Source organism: Corynebacterium sp. ACRPF (assembly GCF_022347395.1).
In the GTDB taxonomy this organism is placed as follows: Bacteria; Actinomycetota; Actinomycetes; order Mycobacteriales; family Mycobacteriaceae; genus Corynebacterium; species Corynebacterium tuberculostearicum_D.
The window spans coordinates 1-21,890 of the sequence record NZ_JAKRNB010000004.1 but is presented as its reverse complement, the minus strand read 5'-3'; the positions used below and the strand labels follow the sequence as shown (position 1 = coordinate 21,890).

17 protein-coding genes, 2 tRNA genes and 2 pseudogenes are annotated in these 21,890 nt (G+C 61.0%); 7 read left to right on the top strand and 14 right to left on the bottom strand.

The annotated features are described in order from the left end of the window. The first annotated feature begins 5 nt into the window (after positions 1-5). Positions 6-81 (top strand) — tRNA-His (locus tag MHX61_RS02615). A gap of 28 nt (positions 82-109) precedes the next feature. Here MHX61_RS02615 and MHX61_RS02610 read toward each other — a convergent pair. Next, complete coding sequence (locus tag MHX61_RS02610; RefSeq protein WP_239192484.1) at positions 110-1,066, bottom strand: MsnO8 family LLM class oxidoreductase; 957 nt, start codon at positions 1,064-1,066, stop codon at positions 110-112. Between the two features lie 29 nt (positions 1,067-1,095). Then, positions 1,096-2,334 (bottom strand): Ig-like domain-containing protein, encoded by a 1,239-nt coding sequence (locus tag MHX61_RS02605; protein ID WP_239192263.1) that lies wholly within the window; start codon positions 2,332-2,334, stop codon positions 1,096-1,098. Positions 2,335-2,546: 212 nt separating this feature from the next. Here MHX61_RS02605 and MHX61_RS02600 point away from each other — a divergent pair. Beyond that, a tRNA-Lys gene (locus tag MHX61_RS02600) sits at positions 2,547-2,622 on the top strand. A gap of 50 nt (positions 2,623-2,672) precedes the next feature. Here the strand turns inward: MHX61_RS02600 and MHX61_RS02595 are convergent. From MHX61_RS02595 to MHX61_RS02575, 5 genes are all read right to left on the bottom strand, one after another. After that, complete coding sequence (locus tag MHX61_RS02595) at positions 2,673-3,434, bottom strand: ABC transporter ATP-binding protein (protein ID WP_204611104.1); 762 nt, start codon at positions 3,432-3,434, stop codon at positions 2,673-2,675. Then, positions 3,425-4,480 (bottom strand): iron ABC transporter permease, encoded by a 1,056-nt coding sequence (locus MHX61_RS02590; RefSeq protein ID WP_239192260.1) that lies wholly within the window; start codon positions 4,478-4,480, stop codon positions 3,425-3,427. Before MHX61_RS02590 ends, MHX61_RS02595 begins: the two co-directional genes overlap by 10 nt. Then, positions 4,480-5,643, bottom strand: a complete 1,164-nt coding sequence (locus tag MHX61_RS02585; RefSeq protein WP_239192257.1) for an ABC transporter substrate-binding protein — start codon at positions 5,641-5,643, stop codon at positions 4,480-4,482. Before MHX61_RS02585 ends, MHX61_RS02590 begins: the two co-directional genes overlap by 1 nt. Positions 5,644-5,733: 90 nt before the next feature. Further along, the gene (locus tag MHX61_RS02580; RefSeq protein WP_204611101.1) at positions 5,734-7,011 is read right to left on the bottom strand and encodes a glutaminase; all 1,278 of its coding nucleotides are present in this window, start codon (positions 7,009-7,011) and stop codon (positions 5,734-5,736) included. A 49-nt stretch (positions 7,012-7,060) separates the two neighbouring features. After that, positions 7,061-7,339: a DUF3618 domain-containing protein gene (locus MHX61_RS02575; protein ID WP_005323988.1), complete on the bottom strand. Its 279-nt coding sequence runs from the start codon at positions 7,337-7,339 to the stop codon at positions 7,061-7,063. Between the two features lie 96 nt (positions 7,340-7,435). On the opposite strand from MHX61_RS02575, the gene bcp reads away from it, so the two are divergent. From bcp to MHX61_RS02560, 3 genes are all read left to right on the top strand, one after another. Further along, positions 7,436-7,903, top strand: coding sequence for a thioredoxin-dependent thiol peroxidase (gene bcp, locus MHX61_RS02570; protein WP_239192254.1), 468 nt, complete (start codon positions 7,436-7,438; stop codon positions 7,901-7,903). Between the two features lie 3 nt (positions 7,904-7,906). Then, positions 7,907-8,533 (top strand): TetR family transcriptional regulator, encoded by a 627-nt coding sequence (locus MHX61_RS02565; RefSeq protein ID WP_239192252.1) that lies wholly within the window; start codon positions 7,907-7,909, stop codon positions 8,531-8,533. 75 nt (positions 8,534-8,608) lie between these two features. Beyond that, complete coding sequence (locus MHX61_RS02560) at positions 8,609-9,595, top strand: HNH endonuclease signature motif containing protein (RefSeq protein WP_239192250.1); 987 nt, start codon at positions 8,609-8,611, stop codon at positions 9,593-9,595. A gap of 21 nt (positions 9,596-9,616) precedes the next feature. Here the strand turns inward: MHX61_RS02560 and bioD are convergent, their stop codons facing one another. Continuing rightward, positions 9,617-10,276: a dethiobiotin synthase gene (gene bioD / locus MHX61_RS02555; RefSeq protein ID WP_239192248.1), complete on the bottom strand. Its 660-nt coding sequence runs from the start codon at positions 10,274-10,276 to the stop codon at positions 9,617-9,619. Further along, positions 10,273-11,544 (bottom strand): adenosylmethionine--8-amino-7-oxononanoate transaminase, encoded by a 1,272-nt coding sequence (locus tag MHX61_RS02550; protein WP_239192246.1) that lies wholly within the window; start codon positions 11,542-11,544, stop codon positions 10,273-10,275. Before MHX61_RS02550 ends, bioD begins: the two co-directional genes overlap by 4 nt. Before the next feature lie 43 nt (positions 11,545-11,587). Here MHX61_RS02550 and MHX61_RS02545 point away from each other — a divergent pair, with 43 nt between their 5' ends. Then, on the top strand, positions 11,588-13,018 hold the full coding sequence (locus tag MHX61_RS02545; RefSeq protein WP_239192244.1) for a peptide MFS transporter: 1,431 nt from the start codon (positions 11,588-11,590) through the stop codon (positions 13,016-13,018). 131 nt (positions 13,019-13,149) lie between these two features. Here the strand turns inward: MHX61_RS02545 and MHX61_RS02540 are convergent, their stop codons facing one another. The 4 genes and pseudogenes from MHX61_RS02540 to pflB all read right to left on the bottom strand — a co-directional run bounded on the left by MHX61_RS02540 (position 13,150) and on the right by pflB (position 18,859). Then, positions 13,150-14,298, bottom strand: a complete 1,149-nt coding sequence (locus MHX61_RS02540) for an SPFH domain-containing protein (protein ID WP_239192227.1) — start codon at positions 14,296-14,298, stop codon at positions 13,150-13,152. Positions 14,299-14,357: 59 nt separating this feature from the next. Continuing rightward, positions 14,358-15,597 (bottom strand): annotated as a pseudogene (locus MHX61_RS02535) (alpha/beta fold hydrolase). A gap of 11 nt (positions 15,598-15,608) precedes the next feature. Beyond that, positions 15,609-16,478 carry a pyruvate formate-lyase-activating protein gene (pflA, locus tag MHX61_RS02530; protein WP_239192224.1) on the bottom strand — a complete coding sequence of 290 codons (870 nt, stop codon included), beginning with the start codon at positions 16,476-16,478 and terminating at the stop codon, positions 15,609-15,611. A gap of 2 nt (positions 16,479-16,480) precedes the next feature. Continuing rightward, positions 16,481-18,859, bottom strand: a pseudogene (gene pflB / locus MHX61_RS02525) (formate C-acetyltransferase). Between the two features lie 316 nt (positions 18,860-19,175). Between pflB and MHX61_RS02520 the strand changes: the two are divergent. Continuing rightward, positions 19,176-21,086 (top strand): solute carrier family 23 protein, encoded by a 1,911-nt coding sequence (locus MHX61_RS02520; protein WP_239192221.1) that lies wholly within the window; start codon positions 19,176-19,178, stop codon positions 21,084-21,086. Here MHX61_RS02520 and MHX61_RS02515 read toward each other — a convergent pair whose 3' ends face one another. Next, positions 21,087-21,677, bottom strand: coding sequence for a hypothetical protein (locus tag MHX61_RS02515; RefSeq protein WP_239192218.1), 591 nt, complete (start codon positions 21,675-21,677; stop codon positions 21,087-21,089). It abuts the gene before it with no gap. Between the last annotated feature and the right edge of the window lie 213 nt (positions 21,678-21,890).

The following is a 21,890-nucleotide window of genomic DNA, read 5'->3' as shown; positions in this document are numbered from 1 at the left end:
CGATGGTGGCTGTAGTTCAGCTGGTAGAGCACCAGGTTGTGATCCTGGGTGTCGCGGGTTCGAGTCCCGTCAGCCACCCCAAATGCCCGAGCCTTGCGCTCGGGCTTTTTCAGTTTTCCGCCTGCAGGCTCGCCAGCAGCTCCTCCGAACGCGCCCGACCGGCCACATCTGGCATGTCTCCGGTCACCACAAACTCGCTAACACCCAGCCGCTTGCCGACGCCCCTAAGCTCCTCCCCCACTTCCCTCACCGTTCCCCATACGTCATGGGCCAGCGCCTCCTCAATGCGCCGGCGCTGCTGCCCCGTCAGCGCATCCATGTCCAGCTCTCCTGCAGGCCGCAGGGCCGCGAACTCGCCGGTAGATTGCGCGAGTACCTTGGCATAGGCCTCCGGTAACAACAGATCACGGGCGGCCGCGGACGTATCGGCAACGGCAATATTGAGCGAGGAGATGATAGGTGGGGCGTCGGCAAGCGCATGCTCCCGATACACCCGCGCGGCTGCCTCCTGCGTGGCCACCGGACCACCCAAGATGACGCCGAGCCCCATCTTGGCTGCAACCATGGCCGATCGAAAGCCCGCCAAGACGTAGATCGGAGTGCCCGCATACTCCGGCCGCACCGTCACCGCCTCCTCGCCGCGCAGGTAGCGCACCAACGTCGCCAGCTCCGCCTCAAAGCGCTGCTTCACCTCGGCCGGGTCGCCCTGGCGCAGCGCCCGCCGCACCGGACCGGTAAAGCCAACAGAGGAACCAATTCCAATATCGATGCGCCCGGGATACAACGCCTCGAGGAGGTTTATCTGCTCGGCCACCAGAAACGGCGGGTGATTTAACAGCATGATGCCGGCCGTGCCCACCCGAATGCGCTGCGTGTACGCCGCCACGTGGGCTGCCAACATCCCCGGCTGCCCCGCCGGAATGCCCGGCACGCCATGATGCTCGGCCACCAGAAATCGCTGGAAACCAAGCCGCTCCACATGCCGCGCGTGCTCAGCTACCTGGTCCAACGACCCGGCCGCCCCGCGGTCTAAAACAGAAAAGCGCATGGCCACCACTGTAGCCATGCGCTCATCGCCTGCGCCGCTCTTGGGCGCTACTGATTGGCATCCGCGTTGCCCTTGGACCACTCGTCCCAGGACATATTCCAGTCACCCAGGCCGTCCATCGCATTAAGCGTTTCACCGTAGGTATTGAACACGCGCACCACGTCGCCGCGCTTCATCGTCTCCTGGAACCACTGGGCGGCCTCCGGCGTCACGTTAATGCAGCCGTGCGAGGTGTTGGTATTGCCCTGCGCCCCTACGGACCACGGAGCGGAGTGAACATAGATGCCGGAATAGGACATCTGGGTAGCCCAGTCCACGGTCGTGCGGTAGCCGCCTGCCTCATGGGCTAGGCCAAAGGTCTCGGAGTCCATCAGCAGCTGCGGGTGCTCATCGCCAATGATGTAGCGCCCGTTTGGCGTATCGTACTGATAATCGCGGCCGAGCGAGACCGGGATGGCGCGCAAGAACTTCTTATTCTTAAAGACCTTCATGGTCTTGGTGGCGTTATCGATAATCGCCACGGTGCGGTCACCGATGGTGAAATTGGTCTTGGCGTTCTCGCCGCCGTAAATTCCGCCGCCTAGGTCCTTGCCATACTGGTCCACCTTCACCTCAACCTTGGTGCCAGGCTCCCAGTATTCCTTTGGACGCCAGCGCACCTCTTGGTTGTTGACCCAGTAGAAAGCGCCCTTGACCTCAGGGCTGGTGGTGACAGTAATGGTCTTCTCGGCCGCCTTGCGGTCCGTAATCGGCACGCCGAAGTTCACACCAATGACCTGGCCTACGCCCACCTCAGAATCCGGGATTGGGCTAAGCGAGACTTCGGCAACGCCCGCTGCTTGCGGGGTGGAAAAGCTGAGGTTCTTCTTGTTGCCATCCACATCGGAGGCCACGATGGAATAGGTGTGGTTATAGCCCAAGTCTTCCGCGGTAGACCACGTCTTGGCATCCTTGGAGAGCTTTTCTTTGACTTCCACGCCCATTTCATTGGTCATGGTGACGCTCTTCAGCTTGCCGGTGGTCTCCACGGTCACAGGCTTAGACGGATCCACATTCTGTGCCCCGTCCTTCACGGAAGCCGAGAGGCCGTCCTTCTTCTTTTCGGACTCTTTGCCCTTTTTGCTGCTTTCTTTCTCCCCGCCCGCACTTGCGGCGGTGGTGGATTCTTGGTCAGCGGTTTGATTCTCGGCAGAGGAATCAGAGGAGCAGGAGGCGGCGGCTAGGGAAATGCACGCAACGCCCGCGGCCGCGATGAGGCGGCGCGCAATAGGGAGGGAATGTTTCACTGAGTTGCCCTTAGACACGTATTTGCTGCTTTCAAAGACCAATTTAGATTAGCGTCTCGCTCCAGCAATTACCAGAAGCCACTTCAGGCATTAACCAATTCGTTATACACTCCTAAAAATATGCGATGACCAGGCGATTTTACACTTTTCAAGAATGGCTGCTAGAGTATCTACTCGTTGCACAGAGAGCCACACGGCAGGAAGTCAACAATGCGCCATTAGCTCAATTGGCAGAGCAACTGACTCTTAATCAGTGGGTTCGGGGTTCGATTCCCTGATGGCGCACCACTTAAAAATTTAAACAAAAAATTAGGCCGGGCAATCGCCCGGCCTTTTTGTTATCTTACCCGCAGCGGGGCAATGAGCGGAGCGCCGCCATGCTGGACGACGTCCGCCTCTACCCCATACACGCCTTCCACGAGCTCCCCCGTGAGAACGTCCGACGGCGCGCCCTGAGCGCGAATATGGCCCTTCTTAAGCACCACCAGCTGGTCGCACATGCGCGCAGCCAGGTTGATGTCGTGGATGGCCACTAGGCCTAGGCTGCCGTCGCGCTTCGCCTTCGCACGCACCTCATCCAATACAAAGATCTGGTGGTGCAGGTCGAGGGCGGACGTAGGTTCGTCGAGAAGCATCAGGCCTGGGTTACCCACCAACATCTGCGCCACCGCCACCAGCTGGCGCTGGCCGCCGGAAAGCTCATTGAGGTAGCGCGAGGCAATCGCATCCAGCCCCAGCGAGTGCAGCACCTCACCGGTGCGCGTAATCGGGTCCTCGCAGGCCTCACGGCGCGCAGAAATCAGCACGGCCTCAAAAGCGCGCAGCGCGGCCGTGCTCGTGAGATCCTGCGGCACGTAGCCGATGAGCTGCCGGCGACGCTTGCCGCGCGGTGCCGTGCCATCGACGCGGAAATCCACCTCACCATCGCAGCCGCGGTGCACGCCGGCCAAGGACTTGATAAGCGTGGTCTTGCCGGAGGCATTCGGCCCCAACAGGCCCACCAACTGCCCGCCGTGGAGTTTTTCCACATCCACGGACTCCAGCACGCGGTGCTTGCCATAGGCCGCACTCAGCCCGGAAATAGTCAGTTCTACGTCCACAGTGCCCTCCTTCGGGTCATAACGATGGCAATGAAGAATGGCACGCCCAGAAGCGAGGTAACGATGCCAATGGGAATAGCCAGGCCCGGCTTAATCATCAGGCTCACCGCATGCGCGGCACACATCACGGCCGCGCCCGCCGCCATGGAGGCCGGCAAGAAGTAGCGCTGGTCCTCGCCCACCAACATGCGGGCGATGTGCGGGCCTACCAAGCCAATGAAGCCGATGATGCCGGCGAAGGCCACGGTGGTCGCCGCAACGAGCGAAACCACGATGAGCACCACAACGCGCAGGCGGGAGGTATTGATGCCCATGGCGGTAGCGCGGGCGTCGCCAAGCCGCAAGGCAGTAAGGCGCCAGCCCAGCGCCCACAAAATAGGCAGGGCGATAATCAGCACGGCCGCCAGCACGCCGTTGGCCGCCCAATTGGCGCGGGTAAGAGAGCCCATGGACCAAAAGACAATCTGCTGCAGCGCCTCGGCCGAGGACTGGTACTGGATAAGCGCCAGCATGGCCTGGAAGAAGAACACCAAGCCGATGCCCAACAGCACCATAGTCTCCGCCTTCGCGCCGCGGATAACGGCCGCGACCACGATGATGGTTGTCGCCACTGCGGCCGCGAGCCATGCCACCAGCGCCAGATTAAACTGCGGCTGCGCAATCAGCTGCCACTTGAGCACGATGGAGGTCGCGCCACCAAATGCGGCGGCCGCGGAAATGCCGAGCGTAAAAGGCTCGGCCAGCGGATTATTGAGGATGGTCTGCATTTCCGCGCCGGCCAAAGACAGGGCCATGCCGATGAGCACGGCCATCACGGCCATAGGCAGGCGCAGCTGCCACAGCACCGTGCGCGTCTGGTCATCCAGCCCCGCGGGATTCACGATGCCCTTCATGACCTCGGCCGGGCTGATATCAATCGCGCCCACAAAGTTGCTGATAATAAAGGCCACGGCCGCAATCAGCGTCAGGCCCGCCACAATACCGATGCGTTGCCACGTTAACTTCTTATGCTGCCGCGCTAGAGCGGCTACCTCTGCACCCTCCATTAGTTGGTGCTAAAGAAGGTTCCCTCGCCAGAGACCGGCGAGTACTTTTCTTGCGCGTCCATCCACTGCTTGGCGACGTCCGTATCGGCGTACGCCTCCGGATCAACCCACTCGGCCACCTGCAGCAGCGCCAGGTAATTAAACGGCGAATCATAGAACTGGTGCCACATGCTGTGGAAGTGGTGTTCCTTGACCGCACGCAGCTTATCGAAGCCGGCCTGCTTGCCCGGCAGCTTAGCCACGCTACCCTTGGCTTCCTTTTCATCGATGCCATAACCGACGGCCGCATAGCCGACTGGGTGACCCTCATCGTCCTTCATATCGGACCAATCGCCACCGGTAGCAATGATCATGTCCGGGTCGGCTTCTAGGACCTTTTCCGGGGTGATTGTGCCGGACTCGCCCGGGATGATTTCATCGGCAATATTCTCGCCGCCGGCCGCGTTGACCAGCTGGGAGATATTGGAATCGTTCCACGAACCGCAGCAATCGGAAACGCCGGCCGCACGCCAGACGAAGGTCCGCGGCTTATCCTTAACCTTCTCCGCGCGTTCCTCCACCAAGTCCACGGTCTTTTGCCAATCCGCGTTGAATTCCTCCGCGCGGTCCTCTTGGCCGAAGATTTCGCCGAAGATGTCCATGGTCTTAGGCGTATTCTCCAGCGGGTCGCGGCGGAAGTCGGTCACCGCGTACTGCAGGCCGGCCTGCTCCATCTTGTCGGTCAGGCCCGCTTCGCGGGAGGCATCGTATTGATCCAGCGACAGCACGATGAGATCCGGATCCAAGCTCACAAGCTTCTCCACGGTGACATCGCCTTTGGTGAAGCCGCCAATCTCCGGAACCTCGTTAACGGAGGGCAGCTCCTTTTCCAGCGCGTTGTAGTAATCCGGCACGTTTTGCTTCAAGTCCGTGCCAATGCCGACGACCTTATCCAGCGGATTATCGGTATTGAGCACGCCGGTGGCAAAAATCGATCGACCCTCCCCCAAAATCACGCGATCGGGAGCCTTATCCAGTTCCACATCACGGCCGGTGATATCGGTGAAGGAGAACTCAGCATCGCCGCTGGAGCCGCCAGCTACTTCCTCAGCCGCGCCGCAGCCGACGAGCGCGGTTGCCGACGCCGCCACAACCGCCATCACCTTGAAGGGGGTATGAGCCATTTTTAGTCCTTGGTTGTTGGATGCCCTCGCGGCAGCCGCGAGGAGCCTTACATAGGACATCCTAACCTGACTAAGTAAGGTAACCCAAACCTAAACGGGTTCACCGTTGATCGTGTAGTCTTCCGGCTCTCCCTTGGGCACCTCGGTGCCGTCCGACATGGTGCGATCTTCCAGCTCCCCATCCGGATCCACGATGGCAATATCGAAGCCAGACTCGCGAATTCGGCGCAGCCCCTCCTTCAGCATGCGTCGGCCCATGCGGTTCGTGCCCGTAATATGCGATAGCTCGAGCACCACCGTGCCCTCGCCAAAATCCGACTCCATCAACTCGTACAAGATAGTCTCGGCCGCGTTGAAGTTGATCAGGCCCTGCAGGTAGATCACGGTCAGCTCCGCGTCCTGCTCCACCTTGCGCACCGGGTTCACGCCATAGCGCTCGTCCGTAGACATCAGGTGCAGGCCCATGTCCTTCGACAACAGCTTGAACGCATCCACCCCGCGCACCGAGTTGCCTTCCTTGTTCAGTCGCGGCGAGAATGTCGCCACGCCCAGCTGGCCCGGCAGCGTGCCCAGCAGGCCGCCCGAAACACCCGACTTCGCCGGGATACCCACCTCGGCCATCCATCGGCCGGCGCCGTCGTACATGCCAGCCGAGCTCATTACCGATAGCGTCAACCGGCACACGTCCGCATCGAGAATCTTGTCCCCCGTCACCGGCTGCACGCCACCATTCGCCAACGTTGCCGACATCACGGCCAAATCCCGCACCGTCACCACAATCGAGCACTGCTCAATATAGGTCGACACCGCATCGTGCGCCTCGTCCTGGATGATGTCGTAGTTGCGCAACATGTGCGCCAGCGAGAGGTTGCGTTCGCTGACTTCCAGCTCGGAGGAACGCATGGCGTCGTCGATAAGCAAATCGCGCCCCGCCAGCCGCGAAAAATAGGTGCGCAGGCGCTCCACGCGCGCGGCAGGCTCCGAATCCACGCCATTAATCAGCTGCGTGACCGCAATCGCGCCCGCATTAATCATCGGGTTGACCGGCCGATGGTCATCTCGGTTGAGCGAAAGCTCGTTGAAGGCCTCGCCCGAAGGCTCCATACCCACAATCTCGCGCACCGCGGAAAGACCAAGCTCCTGGAGAGCCAGCGCATAAACAAAAGGCTTGGACAAGGACTGAAGGGTAAATTCCACCTCATCATCGCCCGCAGAATAAACGTGGCCGGTGGTGGTGCACATCGCGGCGCCGAGATATTCAGGCTCCGCCTTAGCCAGCTCCGGAATATAGTCCGCCACGGCGCCGTCGCGATTATCGCGCACCTTGGTGAGGATTTCCTGCAAATAAAAAGGGATTGGTGTCTTCATCCCAACCCAGCCTACGAAAAAGTCCCCGCGGTGTGCGGGGACTTCACAATTAGTGGCGCTCGGACAGCAGGCGCTGCAGCTCCTTCAGGTCGCTCTTGCGGCGGCGAGAGCGGAAGACCGAGAAAGCAATCAGGCCAACCACAGCGGCGCCGACGCCACCCAGGGCCATCTGCACGTTGCGGTCCTGCAGCTTATCGGTGGCCGCGGTCTTAGCCTCGTTGGCAAAGTTCTGCGGCTTGCTGCGCTGTGCCAGCTCGTCCAAGGTGCCGGCCAGCTGGCGGCGGGTGCGCTCGATATCGCGCTGAATGTCTTCAATATTGCGTGCCACGAAGTTCTCCTCTTAACTTAGGTTCGCTCTTAACGGGGTCATTCTACCCCGCCGCCCCAAAAGCGTGCAGCCCGGGCGGTAAGTAAGGTGGAAACCATGACTGAAAACCGTTTGAATGTTGGAGATACCGCCCCTGCTTTTGCGCTTGCCGACGACGCCGGAAACACCGTTTCCCTCGCCGATTACGCAGGCCAGCGCGTACTTGTCTACTTCTACCCCCTCGCCAATACCCCGGGCTGCACCAAGGAAGCCTGCGATTTCCGCGATTCCCTGGAACAGCTCAATGATCTCAATATTGCCGTCGTAGGCATCTCGCCAGATAAGCCGGAGGCGCTGGCGAAGTTCCGCGCGGACCACGAGCTGAACTTCCCGCTGCTGTCGGATCCGGATAAGTCTGTCATGACCGCCTACGGCGCGTTTGGGGAAAAGAAGAACTACGGCAAGGTCGTCCAGGGCGTTATCCGCTCCACCTTCCTGGTCGAGCCGGATGGCACCATCGGCCAGACGCACTACAACGTCAAGGCCACCGGCCACGTCGCCCGCGTGATGAAGGGACTTAGCTAGCGCGTGGGAGAGATTCTGCTACCGCGGCGTCGGCCAGCGCAGGCGCGCAGTCGCGAGCGCTTCGAGCGCATTCTGCAGGCCGCCCGCGCCGTGCTTGTCGACGTCGGCTTTGAATCCTTCACCGTCGACGAGGTCGCCCACCGCGCCGGGGTGCCCATCGGCACGCTGTATCAGTTCTTTGCCAATAAATACGTGCTTGTCTGCGAGCTCGACCGCCAAGACACGGCCGCCAGCCGGGCCGAAATCGAGCGCTTCTCCCGCCGTGCCCCGGACGTGCAGTGGCCCGATGTGCTGGATGAAACCATCGATCACCTGGCGCGCATGTGGCGCGACGATCCCTCCCGGCGCGCCGTGTGGCATGCCGTGCAATCCACCCCCGCCACCCGCGCGACGGCCGCAGATACCGAGCGTCAGCTGCTTTGCCCCTTGTCAGAAATCCTCTCCCCACTCGCGCCGTCCATGAGCGATGACGAACGCATTGACCTGGCCGGCTTCCTTATCCACAGCGTGGTCTCGCAGCTCAATTACGCAACTGCGGGCGACCCCAGTGGCTTTGATGCCGTGGTCGTAGAGATTAAGCGCATGCTCGTTTCGTATCTATTTGCCATTGCAGCCCACTGGGGCAGTTGACGCTTAAACAAGTTATCCACAGCTGCGGACGTCTTCGCCTCGGCTCACCCGCCGGCTCTGCTTAAAGTTGCAGCCATGAGCGCACTTAAGGCCTATGCCACCCACATAGCCTCGGCGATGGACATCCTCGCCGAGGCCCACGGCATGTCTGAGCGCGCCCTTCTCGAGCTGGGCTTACCTGACGTCGAGGCCCGCGACCTCCGCGCGCTGGCCGCGGTCTACTTCGGACCGACCGGCTTTAGCCGCAAGCAACGCCACGCAGCCGCGGCCGCCCGCCACCACGACCTCATAACGCTCAAGCTGATTGAAAAGTACGTCTCCCGGGTGCGTACTAAGCGTGAGGCGTGGAACCTGCGCGTGGAGCTGTGCCGCCTGCGTGGGCCGGCTTCTGAAATTGCCCGCCGCGCCAAGCAGCGCCTGCGCGAACTTCGCCCGCGCCGCATGCCACCCCGCGAAGGCGTCCAACTCCTTCGCCGCCCTAACGGACCGTGGACCATGCGGATTACCGCACCCTCGGCCTTCCTTGCTGAATTCGACGCCGCGCTCGACCCCGACCGCCCCCTCGATTCCCTCCGCGACCTCCTTCGCGGCACCGGCGCGCCTTCCGCGCGCACCACCACCAACGTCATCATCCCGCTCAACGCTCTAGACCAAATCCTGGACGGCGACGGCGAGGAAGTCACGCTGCGCCTTAGCAATGGCGCCACCATTTCCGGCGCCGAACTCGTCGAGCGCACCTTCACCGAACACGGCCTCGCCACGCTTATCCACCCCGTCAAGGGTCCAGTCAACCTGTATCGCACATCGCGCTACGCCACCGAGAAACAGCGGCAGATGGCCGCGGCCGAAAATCCCACCTGCCCGTGGCCGCCGTGCAACCATCCGGCAGACAAGGCCCAGATCCATCACCTCAAAGCGTGGAAGCACGGCGGGTTGACCAATATGGAGAACCTGACGGTGTGCTGCCCCTACCACAACGGGGTCAACCAAGATGATCCAAATGCCCCGCCGCTGCGCGGGCGCCTTGCCCGTGTCAATGGCAAGGTCCGCTGGATTCGTTAGCGCTGCCTCTGCGAGGTAGCGCTACTCGGCGTGCTCTAAAAAGTCCGCGTAGACTTCGGCGGCTACCCGCGCGAATTCGGCGGGCGTCATGCGGGCCATGCCCTCCGGCAGGCTGCCCCACAGCGGGCAGCCGGTCACCTGCGGCATCTCCTCGAGGTTCAGTCGGGTAGCTAAATCCGGATCGGCCGGCAGCGAGCCACCAATCAGCCCGAGCACCTCGATTCCGTGGCGTTGCGCCTCGCGCACAGTCAGCTCGGCCGCGTTGAGGCTTCCTAGGCTGAGGGAGGTGACGATGAGGAGCCTATCGGCGACGTCGGCAAGCGTATAGGCGTCCGTCAGACGCACGAGCAGCCCGCCGGCGCCTTCAACAAGCACCACGCGGCCGGGCGCGTCAAGGGCGGCAATCCACTCCTTGAGTTCCTGCAGGCCGGGTTGGTCCATGCCGGCCCGGCGCGCAGAAAGGTTTGGCGCCAGCGGCTCCGGGAAGCGCACCATCTCGGTGACCTCCACGCCTGCCAGCTTGCCGACGGTCACCGCATCCCCCTTCCCCTCCGGCTCCCCCGTCTGCAGTGGCTTAGCGTAGACAACCTCACGGCCGCGCTGCTTGAAGGCACTGGCGAGCGCGGCCGTGGCCACCGTCTTGCCGACGTCCGTGTTCGTCCCCGTCACGTAAATAATCACTGTCGTCCTCCTGCTACCGCGGCGCGCACGCCGCGGCACATCTGGGTTACTTCGTCGGCGGTGCTGATAAACGGCGGCATGATATAAATCAGTCGGCCGAACGGGCGCAACCACACGCCCTGTTCCACGGCCGCGGCCGTCGCAGCGGCCATATTTACTTCGCGTTCCATTTCCACCACGCCGATGGCACCAAGCACGCGCACATCCGCTACCCACGGCTCCTCGGCTAGGTCTGCAAGCCCGCGCTGCAGCTGCTTTTCGATGCCCGCTACCTGCTCGCGCCAGTGCCCTTCCACAATGAGCGCAGTCGCCTCGGCCGACACGGCGCAAGCGAGCGGATTAGCCATAAACGTCGGCCCATGCATCAACGCGCGCGGGCGCATTCTCTCGGACACCTTCGCGGTAGCGAGCGTGGCGGCCATGGTCATAAACCCACCGGTCATCGCCTTGCCAACGCACATAATATCCGGCACGACGCCGGCTGCTTGGGTAGCAAAAAGGTCGCCAGTTCGGCCGAATCCGGTGGCGATTTCGTCGGCGATGAGCACGATACCGTGGCGGTCACAGATATCCCGGGCCCCGCGCACCAGCTCGTGGTCATGAAAGCGCATGCCTCCCGCACCTTGGACTACAGGTTCAATGACTAGGGCCGCGACCTCCTCAGTGATGCACGCTTCCAGCTCGTGCAGATAGGTTGCGCGCTCGGCCGGGCTAGCTCCGCGGGTAGGCGGCGCTGGGGCGAAAATCTGGCGCGCTAAGGTGCCAGTCCACATCGAGTGCATGCCGCCTTCAGGATCGCACACGCTCATCGCCGCGAAGGTATCGCCGTGATACCCCGATCGCCACGTCAGCATCTTGGTGCGCTCGGGGTGCCCTAGGCCACGGGCGTACTGTAGCGCCATTTTGATGGCTACTTCTACCGATACAGATCCGGAGTCCGAATAAAAGACCTGTTCGAAATCACCCCGGGTCAGTTCCATGAGGTTGCGGGTAAGCCGCGCGGCAGGTTCGTGGGTGAGCCCGCCGAACATGACGTGGCTCATTCGCTCGATTTGTGCGGCCGCTGCTGCCTTGAGTCGCGGGTGTCCGTGGCCGTGGGCGGCGGCCCACCAGGAAGACATGGCGTCGATAAGCGTGGTGCCATCCGCAAGCGTTAGATGGACGCCGGTGGCCGAGTCCACCACAAGCGTTGGCTCGCCTGGCTCGGCGTAGGGGTGCCAAATGTGTCGCGCATCGAGAGCGGCAATATCCTCCGCTGAAATATCCATGATTTTAGGTCTATCACAGACTTTCGGCCGTTATAGTGCTTTTATGACAATTATTAAACAGCGTTCAATCCGGCGTCTACCGGCGGCTTTACCAGCAGTCGCCGGAATTGAAATGTGGGAGCGCTTTAGCTTCTACGGCATGCAAGCCATCCTCGCCTACTACCTCTATTCCACCTCCGGCGGGCCCGGCATGGACCAAGCACAGGCCACCGCGCTTGTCGGCGCATACGGTAGCCTGCTCTATCTGTGCACGTTCGTCGGCGGGTGGGTCAGCGACCGGCTCTTGGGCGCCGAACGCACGCTCCTTGCCGGCGCGGTTCTGCTCATTTGCGGGCACTTTTCGTTGTCCTTGGTGCCTGGCGCGGCAGGTCTCGTAGCCGGGCTTTTGCCGCTTGCACTGGGCTCAGGCCTGCTCAAGACAGCAGCAATCACCATTCTGGGTGCGGCTTTTCCTCCCGCGGCCGGCGCACGAGATGGCGCCTTCCAGATCTTTTATCTAGGGATTAATATCGGCGCCCTACTCGGGCCGATGCTTACTGGCTGGCTGGCACAAGAATACGGTTACCACGCTGGCTTCCTCGCGGCCGCGATCCTCATGTGTTGCGGGTGCGCCCTCTACGGCACGCTGCGCCGGCGGGTAGTTGCGGAATTCGATTCGCGGCCGCCCAACCCCACCACCACACCGGGCAGGGCCGCGGCGATAGCGTTGGCGGCCGTCGTGGGCGGCGTCGTCGTTGCGGTGACTGTCTCGCCAGATAAGCTGGCCATGCTTTTGCTCCTTACCACGATCACGGCCGCCCTCGCTCTCTTCGCCAGCATGCTGCGGTCGCCGCGGGTCAGCGCGCCGGAGCGGCGGAAGGTCGTGGCATATATTCCGCTGTTTTTCTGCTCTACGGCCTATTGGACCCTCCAACCGCAGATTTACGGCGTGCTAGCCGTGTACTCGGATCAGCGTGTAAACCGCATGGTAGGCGGATTTGAGATTCCAGCGGCGTGGACGCAATCGCTCAACCCCCTGTTCATCTTGGTGTTGTCCCTCCCATTGGCTGCTGGCATGGCCCGATGGGCTCGCTCGCGACGTCTATTAATGGCCGTAGGCATCATGGTGGCTGGTTCCGGAATGTTTGTGCTGTTGCCGTTCGTCGGGGGCGGAGAAAACTCAACGCCGTTCGCGGCTTTGGCCTTGACCATCTTCTTGATGTCGCTCGGCGAGCTATTCATCGGACCAGTGGGCATGGCGGCATCGGCCGCGCACGCACCACGGGCCTACGCGACGCGCTTTTCAGCACTGTACTTTCTCACCATGGCCATCGGCACCTCGCTGGCGGGAACACTATCGACGCTCTATGACCCTTCCTCGGCAGATGCGGAGCGGAACTACCTACTTATTGTCGGAATCGTCCCCGTCGCACTGGGACTCATGCTCTTGGTCGGCCGAAAGGACGTCGTGGACGAGGTGTCGGGCGGCGTCTAAGGTATCGGCTCCTGAGGTAGCTTGGGTGTCAGTGGAGAAAATCTGACACTCGTGATCAGGTATCACCTCCGCGCGGCGGGTTATGCCACGCTGCGCGGTATAGGCATCAAAGAGGTTATCGATGCTCAGGGCTACTCCTCGTTTTTCAGTTGCTCGCGCAGCTGCTGGAAGTACTCGCGGGCAGCCTGGGGCTGCGCAGTGGAGTGCGGGCCCTGCTGCGGCTGCGGCTCTGCCTGCTGGTGCTCGGAGCGTTGCTGCTCAGCGTGCTGGGAAGCGGCGATGGCTTCGCGCTTGGCGCGTTCGGCCTGTCGCTTAGATTCGCGCTCGATTTCTTCAGCGCGGGAAGGCTTCTTAGGCTGCGGGCGACGGCGCTGCGACGGCTCCTCGGCAGAGTCGAGGGCGCGATTGGCCATGAGGACATCGCGCATACCGCTGAAAAGATCGCCCATCCCCTGCGGGTTAGAGGGCATGTAAAGAACGGACGCCTGGCCGTTGTGGGAGACGTCGACCATTGCGTCGAGGTACTGGGAGACCAGCATGAGGGCTTCGGGGGATTCTTCCACGCCGGCGTCGCGAAGCATCTCGTACTGCTGGGCAATGCCCTCGACGATTTCCTTACGCTGGTCGGCGACGCCGCGGCCCTGCAGCTTCTTCGCCTCGGCTGCACCCTCAGCTTCCTTGACCACGCGGATCTTTTCAGCCTCCGCCTGGGCGACGGCCGCCTCGCGCTCGCGCTGCGCCGCGTTAATGGAGTTCATGGACTCGCGCACCCGGGAATCGGGGCGAATATCGGTGACCAAGGTGTTGACAAAATTCCAGCCATACTCGGCCATGTTGTCGCGCAGGGAGGCCGCAACATTGCGGGCGATGGTGTCCTTGGAGGAGAAGGAATCATCTAGGTTCATATTCGCTACGGAGGAACGAACATTGTCCTGGACGTAGGCCACAATCTGCTGCTCGTGATTGGAGAGCATGTAGTACGCCTCGCGCTCGCGCCCCTGGACTACCTCGTACTGCACGGCAACAGGGATTTGGACGAAGACATTGTCCTTCGTCTTGGTCTCCACCATCACATCCAGCTGGCGCACCTGCAGCGAAATCTTATCGCGTACACGGTCCACCCACGGCATCTTAAAGTGCAGGCCAGCATGCGCCACCTTTTGGAATTTGCCCAAACGCTCCAAAATGGCAGCTTCGCGAGTGCGAACGATGAAATAGCCATCGAAAAGCGTTCCCAAGATAATCAGCAGGATAAAAACTATTACTATGGTGGCAATCATTGAATCTCCCTAAATGTCGTGATGATCACTAATATTTTCGCATAGGAAATAGCGAAATGCTAGTGATCGTCGATAAGCGAAAAGAGCTTCCCCAAGATGGTCGCACCATCCTCGCGGATGCCGTTGTGCTGGAATTCATTGTTAATCCACGGCCGCAGGTCTCCCAGGTGCGCGGCCGTAGCCAAGGACTCCTCGAGAGGGACGAAAATATCATCGACGTAGATGGCCGCGGCCGTGGTCGGCACCTCGCCCAACGCGTAGGGCGGGGAGAATTCGTGGCGGGCGAGGCCATGGGCGGCGTCGGCAAACGCGTGCAAGGCCGGGTCCTCGTCGAACTGCCAGGGGAAAATGTGCTCCCCGGTCAGCCAGGTGCCGGCCCCTGCAAACTCCGGAAATTCCTCGCGCACCCGGTGCGCCGCCCAGTTCGTAGCGGCCTGGCCACCGGCGCCGCCATAAATCGACTCATGGATTGCGGCGTACAACGGGGCGTCCACAAAGCTCACGCGCTGGCCGACGTCCGCCAGGAAATCACCCCGCAACCGCTTCTCCCCCGCCACGGTGCGGAAGGGCTCTTCCAGCAGATAGGCCAGCGAATCAAAGCCGGTGCCGCGGCCGAGCTCGATGCCGATGGTACGAAAGCGCAGCGCGGACAGGCGCTCGCCGGTAGGAAGCCGCTCATCTGAATTGTCCAGGTGGGAAATGATCTCCTCGATACGGCCCTGTGCCCACGGGAATTCGCGGTAGAAACGCTGCTGGCGGGCCTTGAGTTTGCTGAAGGTAGCGCGGTAAAGATCGTCCGCGCCCTTCAGCGTGGGGATACCGCCGGTGAAGAAGGCATGCTCGACGCGCTCGGGCGCCTGGGAAAGGTAGGCGGTGATACAAAAGCCGCCGAAGGATTGGCCGAACAGGGACCATTTCTCGAGTCCGAGGTGCTCGCGCAGGCGCTCGGCATCGCGGACGATATTGTCCTGGCGCAGCAACGCCAGGTGCTTGGCGGTGCGCTCTGCGGCCGGGCTAAGCGTATCAATGCGGTGCGAGCGGCCGGTGCCACGCTTGATCCATGAGGATAACGCGGTAGCGCTCTAGCGCCTTGCCAATCAGCCCCGTAGGCGCCAGCGGCCGCGGCGCCGGGAAACCGGGACCGCCCTGCAGGTAGAGCAATGCGGGCAGGCTCTCGCCGCCGGGCGGGATAATTTCGCGGGCGTAGAGCCCAAAAGTCCCGTGGGGATTGGAATAATCCCACGGGACTTCTAGGTGGTGCTCTTTAATTGTGTGGCCGAAGCGGCGATAGGAGGTCATGTCCTCCCAGGCTAGTAGACTTCCAAGCCCTTCGAGCGGAAGACGTCGCGGATTTTCTCCACATCCTCCGGCTTTGGTGGCTTCGTGTCAGCTAGCTGGTAGTTCATGCCCAAGCTATCCCACTTGTCCTTGCCCATATTGTGGAAAGGCAAGACCTCAACGCGCTCAACGTTGGATTTCCAACGCGCCACGATATTGGCCACATTTTCCACGTTCTCTGGCGAGTCCGTGAGGTCTGGCACCACCACGAAGCGGATCCACACCGGCTTGCCCATCTTGTTCAGCCTGTCGCCGAAGTCCAGCGTGGGCTGGAGTTCGCGCTGAGTGACCTTGCGATAGGTTTCCTCGTCGCCCGACTTGACGTCGAGAAGCACGAGGTCGATATTGTCCAGGTCCTCGTCACGCAAACGCGCACCGAGGTAACCGGCAGTATCGATGGTGGTGTGAATGCCCGCATCGTGAACTTCCTTGAGCACGCGGCGCGTGAAAGAAAGTTGGAAGAGGGGTTCACCACCGGAGATGGTGAGACCGCCACCGGAAGCGTTGAAGATTGGCTTATAACGCTTAATGCGCTTGACCACATCCTCGACCCGCTCCAGCGTGCCGGTCTTCATCTCCCAGGTGTCTGGGTTATGGCAGTACTGGCAGCGCAGTGGGCAGCCGGACATGAACATCGTCATGCGGGTACCCGGGCCATCGACGGCGGTCACGAGCTCCCAAGAGTGCACGAGGGCAATATCGCCGGTACGGCGCGCCTCCATGAGTTCGGGGCGGGTAATGTCATCGAATTGAGCGTCATTTCCCAGGCCCGCGGCCGCGCCGCGGACTCGCTCTCCTTCTTCAGGAGAGAGGGTAACGACACCAGTAACGCCATCTGCCATGATTAGGAACCCTGGTGGAAGGTGCGGGAGATAACGTCGAGCTGCTGCTCCTTGGTCAGCTTGACAAAGTTGACAGCGTAGCCAGAGACGCGAACGGTGAGGTTCGGGTACTTCTCTGGGTGCTCAACGGCGTCCTCGAGGGTGGACTTGTCCAGCACGTTGATGTTTGCGTGGTACAGACCAGAGTTCATCTGGTGTGCATCGCGGTTTGCCTTCATTGCTGACATGCGGTCTTCGAAAGTTGGGGTTGCCATGATTTTCTCCTTTTCGAGATGGTTGAGGGTTGGTGGTTTTTACTTCTCCATGATGAAGCCGGCATCCAGAACGCCCACCAAGTTATTGATGCGCTCTTCTGGGGTGCGGCCCAATCCGGAAGGAGTAATGGTGTTGGTCAGCGAGATGCCGTCCAAGGCGTCCTTGTAATCCAGCTTGCCGACGGACAGCATGGAAGCAACCATGCCGTGGCTGTCAGCACCGTTTTCAGGGTTAGCGCCTGGGGAGAACGGCGTGCCGGCCTTGTGGCCCGACGGGAAGGCGCCTGTTGCCTTGCCGTAGACCACGTTCGAGGTAATGGTCAGCACGGACTGGGTTGGGATGGCATTGCGGTACATCGGGATGGCCTTAATCTTTTCCATCACGGTGTGGACAATGGTAGCGGCGATATCATCGGCGCGGTCGTCATCGTTGCCGTAGAACGGGAACTCACCTTCGGTGATGTAGTCCGTAATCAGGCCGGTCTCGTCGCGTACCGGGGTGACCTTAGCGTACTTGATAGCAGCCAGGGAGTCGGCGACGATGGACAGGCCGGCGATGCCGCAGCCCATGGAGCGGACGATATTGGAATCGTGCAGCGCCATCTCGACTGCCTCGTAGGCGTACTTGTCGTGGGAGTAGTGGATGATGTTTAGGGCCTCAACGTAGGTGCCAACAACCCAGTCCAGCATCTCCTCGTACTTCTGCCAGACCTCGTCGAAGTCCAGCGGGCCGTCGCCCTTGATGGGCTCGTAGCCTTCGACAACCTGCTTGCCGGATACCTCATCGCGGCCACCGTTGATGGCGTAGAGCAGAGCCTTTGCGGCGTTCACACGAGCGCCGAAGAACTGCATCTGCTTGCCAACTTCCATCGGGGAGACACAGCAAGCAATTGCGGCGTCATCGCCCCACTGCTCACGAATCTGGCGGTCAGACTCGTACTGGATGGAGGAGGTCTCAATGGAGATGTGGGCGCAGAATTCCTTGTAGCCCTCTGGCAGCTTCGGATCCCAGAAGATGGTGATGTTCGGCTCAGGTGATGGGCCAAGGTTCACCAGGGTCTGCAGCAGACGGAAGGAGGTCTTGGTGACCATGTGGCGGCCGTCGTTGCCAAAGCCAGCGTCGGACCAGGTTGCCCAGTATGGGTCGCCAGAGAAGATCTGGTCGTAGTCGATGGTGCGCAGGAAGCGAACGATACGCAGCTTGAGAACCAGGGAGTCAATGATCTCCTGGGCGTCTTCCTCGGTGATGATGCCAGCGGCGAGGTCGCGCTCGAAGTAGCAATCGAAGAAGGCGGACAGGCGGCCGATGGACATTGCGGCGCCATCCTGGGACTTAATGGAAGCCAGGTAGCCGAAGTAGGTCCACTGCACTGCCTCGTGAGCGGTCTTGGCCGGCTGGGAGATGTCGAAGCCGTAGGACTCGGCCATCTTCTTGAGCTTCTTCAGGGCCTTGATCTGCTCGGAGTGCTCCTCGCGGAAGCGTGCCCAGTGCTCAGAGAAGCCAGCATCTGCGACGGAATCGCGGGAAGCCTGCTTTTCCTCGATCAGGTAATCCACACCATAAAGTGCAACACGGCGGTAGTCGCCGATGATGCGGCCACGGCCGTAAGCATCCGGCAGGCCGGTGATGATGTGTGATGAACGAGCAGCGCGGATGCGCGGGGTGTAGATATCGAAGACCGCATCGTTGTGGGTCTTGCGGTAACGGGTGAAGATCTTCTCCACCTCAGGGTCTACTTCCTTACCCGCTTCGCCGATAGCCTGCTTGACCATGCGCCAGCCACCGAACGGCATCATGGCGCGCTTCAGCGGGGTATCAGTCTGCAGACCGACGATAACGTCGTCGTCCTCTGAGATGTAGCCGGCCGGGAAGGCGTCGATGTCGGTCGGGGTGTGGGTGTCAACGTCGTAGACGCGCTGCTTGCGCTCGACGGACAGGTACTTCTTTTCCAGGGTGTCCCAGACGCGCTTGGTCTTCTCGGTCGGGCCTGCCAGGAAGCTGGAGTCGCTGTCGTACGGCGTGTAGTTGCGCTGGATGAAGTCGCGGACGTTGATGCCCTCGGTCCATGGACCGGACTCAAATCCCTTCCAAGCTTCAAACTGTTGAGGCTGCGTTGCGGTAGTCATAATTCCCTTCTTTCGGGCGAATTTCTAGCAGGGGATAAATGCCGCTTTCTTCGAGCCACAGCACCAAGCCCCTCTGGCCTCAATTGTTGACCAATTGCCTGGTAATAACAAGTCTCGCAAACGTTTGAAAGCCAAGTAATAAACCGGTCGTGTTGTTTAGCTGGTTAGTGGTTTCATGCAGAACGCACGTACGTCTTTTATCGGGGGTGAACTAGCCCCGAACGTGTTCCTCATCACCGCTAGATTTTGGTCGCTACCTGCACGAACCTCTACTGTTAATCCCGTTCAGCTTCGCTTCCGCACAAAGGAGGACTTCGTGGCTTCCCAGCCCAAGCATCCAGTAGATATCGTCCCACCCGCCCCCAAACTAGCCGCCTTGGGTTTACAACATGTGCTGGCGTTTTATGCCGGCGCAGTCATCGTCCCGCTGCTCATTGCCGGCTCGCTCAATCTGGATGCGGAAACCACCATCCACCTCATTAATGCGGATCTGTTGACCTGTGGCATTGCGACGATCATTCAGTCCCTGGGCGTCGGCAAGCGCATTGGCGTGCGCCTGCCCATCGTGCAGGGCGTGACTACAACGGCCGTCTCCCCGATTATTGCCATTGGCCTGGGCGCGACCGACGGCGCGGGTGGGGTGGCCTCGCTGCCTACCATCTATGGCGCCATTATTGTCGCCGGCCTTTTTACCTTCTTTGCGGCGCCGGTCTTTGGCAAGGTGCTGCGCTTCTTCCCGCCGGTGGTCACCGGTTCGGTCCTGCTGGTTATGGGTACGTCACTGTTGGGGGTATCGGCCAATGACTTTGTCAATTACGCCGAGGGCGTGCCGGCCACCCGCGACTTGCTCTATGGCTTTGGCACGCTCGCGGTCATCATCTTGGTGCAGCGTTTTTCCTCGGGATTCCTGGGCACCCTGGCCGTGCTCATCGGCCTAGTCTTAGGCACTGGCGTGGCGCTCGTGCTTGGCGACGCCTCCTTTGACGAGGTCTCCTCCGCCCCCGCCCTCGGCATTACTACCCCGTTCTACTTCGGTATGCCGAAGTTTGACCTAGTAGCTATTTTCTCGCTCATCATCGTCATGATCATCACCATGGTGGAGACCACCGGTGACGTCTTTGCCACCGGCGAGATTGTAAAAAAGCGCATCCGCCGCGATGACGTCGTGCGTGCCATTCGCGCCGATGGTCTGTCCACCCTGGTGGGCGGCGTGATGAACTCCTTCCCCTATACCTGCTTTGCCCAAAACGTTGGCCTGGTGCGCCTGACCAGCGTGAAGTCGCGCTGGGTGGCCGTTGCCGCCGCCGGGTTCATGATGGTGCTGGGCATTCTGCCCAAGGCCGGCGCGGTCGTGGCCTCCATCCCCTCCCCGGTTCTCGGCGGCGCGTCTCTGGCACTTTTCGCCAACGTGGCGTGGGTGGGTCTGCAGACCATCGCCAAATCCGATCTTTCTGATGGCCGCAACTCCGTCATCGTCACCTCCGCGCTGGGCTTGGCCATGCTGGTGACCTTCAAGCCGGATATCGCCACCGCCTTCCCGGAGTGGGCACAAACCTTCGTCTCTTCTGGCATGTCCATCGGCGCCATTACCGCCATCGTGCTCAACCTTTTGTTCTTCCATACAGGGGGCAAGCAGGGAACGCAGGTGTCTCGGGCCGTCGGCAAGAGCGTGAGCTTGCAGCAGCTCAATGGCGCCTCCCGCGAGGAATTCGTCTCGGCGCTACGCCCGCTGTTTAATAACGAGACCTGGCCGCTGGAGCTGGCGTGGGAGTCGCGGCCCTTCGGCGATGTTAATGAGCTGCGCGCGGCCATTCAGGTGGCCGTGCTGACCGCGGATGATTCCCGCCGCGCCGCCCTCATCCACGATTATCCGGCCATGGATGAGCTGCTGCTTGCCGACGCCGACGAGGCCGCCACCATCTCCGCCGACCGCGGCTCCCTGGGCCTAACCGACCTGGATGATGTGCAGACCGAGCGCATCACCGAGCTTTCCGCCGCCTACCGCGAGCGCTTTGATATGCCGTTTGTGGCCTATTTGGATACCAATGACACCGTCGACCGCGTCATTGATGCCGGCGTGCGCCGCCTAGCCAACTCCCCGGAGCAGGAGTACCGCACCGCACTGGGCGAAATCGTAGAAATTGCCAACGACCGCTTCGATATCCTGCTGGCCGATGCCAACCCGGTCCGCTCCTCGTGGGACCGCAAGTTCACCGAGGTGGACTAGTTAGCGAAAAGAAAAGTCCACCTCGGCCTCTGGGTCCACTCCGGAAATAATGCCGGTGTAGAACTGCTTGGCCTGGGATTGGAGGACATCGCGATTATCCGCGATGTCCTCTTTCTTTTTATCCTCATTGAGGATTTTGGTGATGGTTTCCGCCTTATCGATATCCGGGGTAATCCAGCTCAACGCGCCGTTGTCCTCCACCGCGGTTTCGAAATTCTCATCCGAGTGCCCGATGAAAATGAACTCTGGGATCTGCACGCGGAAGTGGTGCGGGGATTCTTCTTCCACCTGAACCTGCGAACCTTCGATGCCGAGCTTCGCGCGGTAGGAGTACTTGATGTACTGGGTGCGCTCGCTGCCCGGGACCTGCCAATTCCACAGCTTGCTGTTGGCGGATTCCTCCGATAGGCCCTCGATACCCAGCGAGACGAGCACCACCTGCTCTTCACGCTCCACGGCCTTGATGACCTTGGTATTACTCGATTCGGTCTCCACCTCCACCGGTTCCCGCACCTGCCAAATGAACACCGCGGCGGCAGCCACGGCGGCAATGAGAATGACGGCGACTAGGGTGGAAAGCAGCTTTTTCATGATGACCATCTTAGGGCGACTATGCGGCCTAAACGACAGGATGTGTTGGTGAGGTTGTACGGCTAGCTGGTCTGGCGTGCTGTTATTAGTACTATTTCACTTATCCAGAGGGATATTCCAGCTTCGACCATGAAATACCGCCAAAGGCATGCCGGTGTGCTAGGCACCTAGGTTCACGATGAGGGGATGAGTAAAAATCATCCTCGATGCCCC

What these genes read in the sequence shown, in the direction of transcription:
- bcp (WP_239192254.1), top strand. Translation starts at nt 7,436, where the DNA reads ATGACTGAAAACCGTTTGAATGTTGGAGATACCGCCCCTGCTTTTGCG.
- MHX61_RS02590 (WP_239192260.1), bottom strand. Translation starts at nt 4,480, where the DNA reads ATGGAGGGTGCAGAGGTAGCCGCTCTAGCGCGGCAGCATAAGAAGTTA.
- MHX61_RS02550 (WP_239192246.1), bottom strand. Translation starts at nt 11,544, where the DNA reads ATGGATATTTCAGCGGAGGATATTGCCGCTCTCGATGCGCGACACATT.
- MHX61_RS02515 (WP_239192218.1), bottom strand. Translation starts at nt 21,677, where the DNA reads ATGAAAAAGCTGCTTTCCACCCTAGTCGCCGTCATTCTCATTGCCGCC.
- MHX61_RS02610 (WP_239192484.1), bottom strand. Translation starts at nt 1,066, where the DNA reads ATGGCTACAGTGGTGGCCATGCGCTTTTCTGTTTTAGACCGCGGGGCG.
- MHX61_RS02580 (WP_204611101.1), bottom strand. Translation starts at nt 7,011, where the DNA reads ATGAAGACACCAATCCCTTTTTATTTGCAGGAAATCCTCACCAAGGTG.
- pflA (WP_239192224.1), bottom strand. Translation starts at nt 16,478, where the DNA reads ATGGCAGATGGCGTTACTGGTGTCGTTACCCTCTCTCCTGAAGAAGGA.
- MHX61_RS02540 (WP_239192227.1), bottom strand. Translation starts at nt 14,298, where the DNA reads ATGATTGCCACCATAGTAATAGTTTTTATCCTGCTGATTATCTTGGGA.
- MHX61_RS02585 (WP_239192257.1), bottom strand. Translation starts at nt 5,643, where the DNA reads ATGGCTCATACCCCCTTCAAGGTGATGGCGGTTGTGGCGGCGTCGGCA.
- MHX61_RS02545 (WP_239192244.1), top strand. Translation starts at nt 11,588, where the DNA reads ATGACAATTATTAAACAGCGTTCAATCCGGCGTCTACCGGCGGCTTTA.
- MHX61_RS02560 (WP_239192250.1), top strand. Translation starts at nt 8,609, where the DNA reads ATGAGCGCACTTAAGGCCTATGCCACCCACATAGCCTCGGCGATGGAC.